3 protein-coding genes are annotated in these 3,462 nt (G+C 71.1%); 2 read left to right on the top strand and 1 reads right to left on the bottom strand.

Going from position 1 to position 3,462, the window contains the following annotated elements; translation table 11 throughout:
• On the top strand, positions 1–1,440 hold a 1,440-nt coding region (locus tag E3T25_RS04655; RefSeq protein ID WP_338145466.1), incomplete at its 5' end, for a Pls/PosA family non-ribosomal peptide synthetase.
• Between the two features lie 8 nt (positions 1,441–1,448).
• On the top strand, positions 1,449–2,867 hold the full coding sequence (locus E3T25_RS04650; protein WP_134372568.1) for a M1 family metallopeptidase: 1,419 nt from the start codon (positions 1,449–1,451) through the stop codon (positions 2,865–2,867).
• A 169-nt stretch (positions 2,868–3,036) separates the two neighbouring features.
• Here E3T25_RS04650 and E3T25_RS17050 read toward each other — a convergent pair.
• Positions 3,037–3,462, bottom strand: a 426-nt coding sequence (locus E3T25_RS17050; RefSeq protein WP_194087846.1) for a 4'-phosphopantetheinyl transferase superfamily protein, incomplete at its 5' end; no start/stop codon positions are given.

Genomic DNA, 3,462 nt, shown 5'->3' with positions numbered 1-3,462 from the left:
GCCCGCGGCTCGTGGCCGGCCGAGCGCCCGCCGCGCGGGACCCGCTGGCTGACCGCCTTCGCGACCGGGGCCATCGCCATGACGGCCCTGCCCGCGATCGCGGTGCTCGTCGGCGCGCTCATCGTCGGGGCGTCCATCGGCGACGCTGCGACCCTGGCCGACGCGGCCGGGCGGGCCGCCCTGGCCACCCCGCTCGCGGTCGTGGCAGCCGGGCTGGTCTACGCGCTGCTGGTGCTCGGCTCCGTTCGGCTGCTCGGTGTGGGCCTGCGGGAGGGGTACTACCCCGTGCGCAGCCGGATCGGCTGGCAGGTCTGGATGACCGAGCGAATCCTCGACGGCGCCCGAACGCTCCTGTTCCCGATCTACGCGAGCCTGCTCACCCCGATCTGGCTGCGCCTGCTCGGCGCTAAGGTGGGCGCCGGCGTGGAAGCCTCCACCGTGCTTCTCATCCCCGCCCTGACGACCATCGCCCCGGCCGCGTTTCTCGCCGACGACACCATGGTCGCCTGCTATGAACTCGGCGGCGGCTGGCTGCACATCGGGCCGGCCAAGATCGGCCGCCGGGCGTTCCTCGGCAACAGCGGCATGGCGGGCGCGGGCCGCACGGTGCCGCGCAACGGGCTCGTCGCGGTGCTCTCCTCCACGCCGCGCAAGGCGAAACGCGGGTCGTCCTGGCTGGGCAACCCGCCCGAACGGCTGCGCCGCACAGTGACGGATGTTGACGAGGCCCGCACCTTCCACCCACCGGCCCGGCTCGTCACCTGGCGGGCGCTGTGGGAGATGCTCCGGATCATGCCGGTCATCGTCACGGTCCTGATCGCCCTCGGCGTGCTCGTCGCCCTTGATGCGCTCTGGCTCACGATCGGCCTGGGGTGGACGATCGCGCTCTCGGGTCTGGTGCTGCTGGCCGCGGGGGCCGTCGCCGCCCTGGTGACCACGGCCGCGAAGTGGTTGCTGGTGGGCCGGATCGACGCTACGGAACATCCGCTCTGGTCGTCGTTCATCTGGCGCAACGAGGTGTCGGACAGCTTCGTCGAGATGGTCGCCCGACCCTGGTTCGCGGCGAAGGCGGCCGGCACGCCGGCGCTCGCCGTGTGGCTTCGCACTCTCGGCGCGCACATCGGGTACGGCGTGTGGTGCGAGACCTACTGGCTGCCGGAGGCGGACCTGGTGAGCATCAAAGACGGTGCGACCGTGAACCGGGGCTGCGTGGTGCAGACGCACCTGTTCCACGACCGCATCATGCAATTGGACCGGGTCACCCTGGCGGCGGGCGCCACGCTCGGGCCGCACAGCGTGATTCTGCCGGCGGCCGACATCGAGGAGGGCGCCACTGTGGGGCCTGCCTCGCTGGTGATGCGCGGGGAACGCGTGCCGGCCGGGTCGGTATGGTCGGGCAACCCCATTTCGCCGTGGCGCAGTCTGCCATGGTGGACTTGACGCCCACCATGCCTCGCACCCCACCGCCCTCAGGCCCCGCTCAGAGCCCGGCCAAGCGCCTCACCCCGCTGCCGCCCAGATCCGCGCTCGGCCCGGCCGGCGTTCGAGGGGCCGCTCCCACCCACGGCGCCGCCACCGCGGGCGACCCGTACCTGCCGGGCAACGGAAACGGCGGTTACCTCGCCCTGCACTACGACCTGAACCTCGACTACCGGGTGACCACCAACCAGTTGCGGGCCACAGCCACCGTGCAGGCCCGGGCATCGATGAGGCTGGACCGGTTCAGCCTCGACTTCGATGGTCTCACTGTGGACCGGGTCACCGTCGACGGGGTGCGGGCGTTGAAGGTGAGCCAGAGCGCGCGCAAGCTCACCATCACGGTGGTGGCGACGATCGAGGCCGGGGCTCTGTTCGAGGTGATCGTGCGGTATCGCGGCGCGCCGCATCCGTTGAAGAGCATCTGGGGCGAGGTCGGCTGGGAGGAACTCGACGACGGCGTGCTCGTGGCCGGCCAGCCGACCGGGTCGGCGTCGTGGTTCCCCTGCAACGACCACCCCAGCAACAAGGCCTCGTTCCGCATCCGGGTCAGCTGCGAGGACCCCTACACGGTCGTGGCGAACGGTACGCTGATCGCGCGCACGACGCGGTCTGGCCGCACCAGCTGGACCTACGAGGTGAAGGAGCCGATGGCTACTTACCTGGCCACGGTGCTGATCGGCCGTTACCGGCGCACCGACGCCACCGCCGCCCCGGTGGCCCAACGCATCTTCTTCCCGGCAAACCTCGCCCGCGAGGTGGCGGTGGACTTCGCCCGACTTCCGGAGATGATCTCCCTCTTCGCCGACCGCTTCGGTCCCTACCCGTTCGACGCCTACTCGGTCGTTGTCACCGACGACGAGCTGGAGATCCCGCTCGAGGCCCACGGCCTCGCCATTTTCGGTCGCAACCACGTCGACGGTGCGCACGGCAGCGACCGGCTGATCGCCCACGAACTGGCCCACCAGTGGTTCGGCAACAGCCTGACCGTCGTGCGGTGGCAGGATATCTGGCTGCACGAGGGGTTCGCCTGCTACGCCGAGTGGCTGTGGGCGGAGGCCGGCGGTGGACCAACGGCCGATGCGAGTGCCGCCGTGCACCGGACCGAGATCGAGGCCCTGCCGCGGGACATCGTCGTCGGCGAGCCGGGGCCGCACGACATGTTTGACGACCGGGTCTACAAGCGCGGCGCCCTGGCCCTGCACGCGGTGCGCCGGTCGCTCGGCGACGACGCCTTCTTCGGCGCCGTGCGCGCCTACACGCGGGCGCGCCGCCACGGTTCCATCACTACCGAGGACCTTGTGGAGTTCCTTTCCGTGCACACCGATAGCGGTGAAATTCGCCGGATCGTCGACCGCTGGATCTATCGGAGCGCCCTGCCCAAGCTCTAGGCGAGGTTGGCTGGTCCAGCCGACCGACCCTCCCGCCCGGCGTCGAACCGATACGACGGAGATTCTCTCGAATGAGAGTCATTTTCCGGTTTTTGAGCCCCTTTCGGCCAGAATCTCCGTCGAATTCGTTCGGGGCGGAGTGCTGTGCGGCGGTCTCGGACTCAACCGGCTAGGCCGGACCATTCAGGTGGTGACGGATGTCCGCATTCGACACGATATGCACGGTCGGCCCGTCCGCGGCGCGCCTGCCCTCGCCGAGAACGGCCACCGTGCCGACGAGCGCCGTGCCGACGAGCGCCGTGCCGACGAGCGCCGTACCCACGTACTCGGCACCCATGAGCGCCGCACCCGGGTCGAAGTCGCGAAGCCCAATCGCGTCGACGTCAACGTCGACGTCGGCTCCGCGCCAGGCGTCGAGGCGCGGCGAGCCCCGGCCGCCGCCGCCCGGCAACGAGACGGTCAGGTTGCGCGGGTCCACTCGGAGCCCGTCGCCTGTGCACTTCAGCACCGCCTCCTTCGCGGTCCACAACCGGGCCCGCGCGCGTGCGGTGTCGGCGGCGCCCGCGGCGGCGCCCGCGGCGGCGCCCGCGGTGGG

The sequence above is a fragment of the Cryobacterium sandaracinum genome (assembly GCF_004403415.1).
Taxonomy (GTDB): domain Bacteria; phylum Actinomycetota; class Actinomycetes; order Actinomycetales; family Microbacteriaceae; genus Cryobacterium; species Cryobacterium sandaracinum.
The sequence above is the reverse complement of the archived record's forward strand: the minus strand, read 5'-3'. Positions and strand labels throughout refer to the sequence as shown.

Bases quoted from the DNA above. Each gene is read 5' to 3' on its own strand.
- E3T25_RS04650 (WP_134372568.1), top strand. From the start codon at position 1,449: ATGCCTCGCACCCCACCGCCCTCAGGCCCCGCTCAGAGCCCGGCCAAG.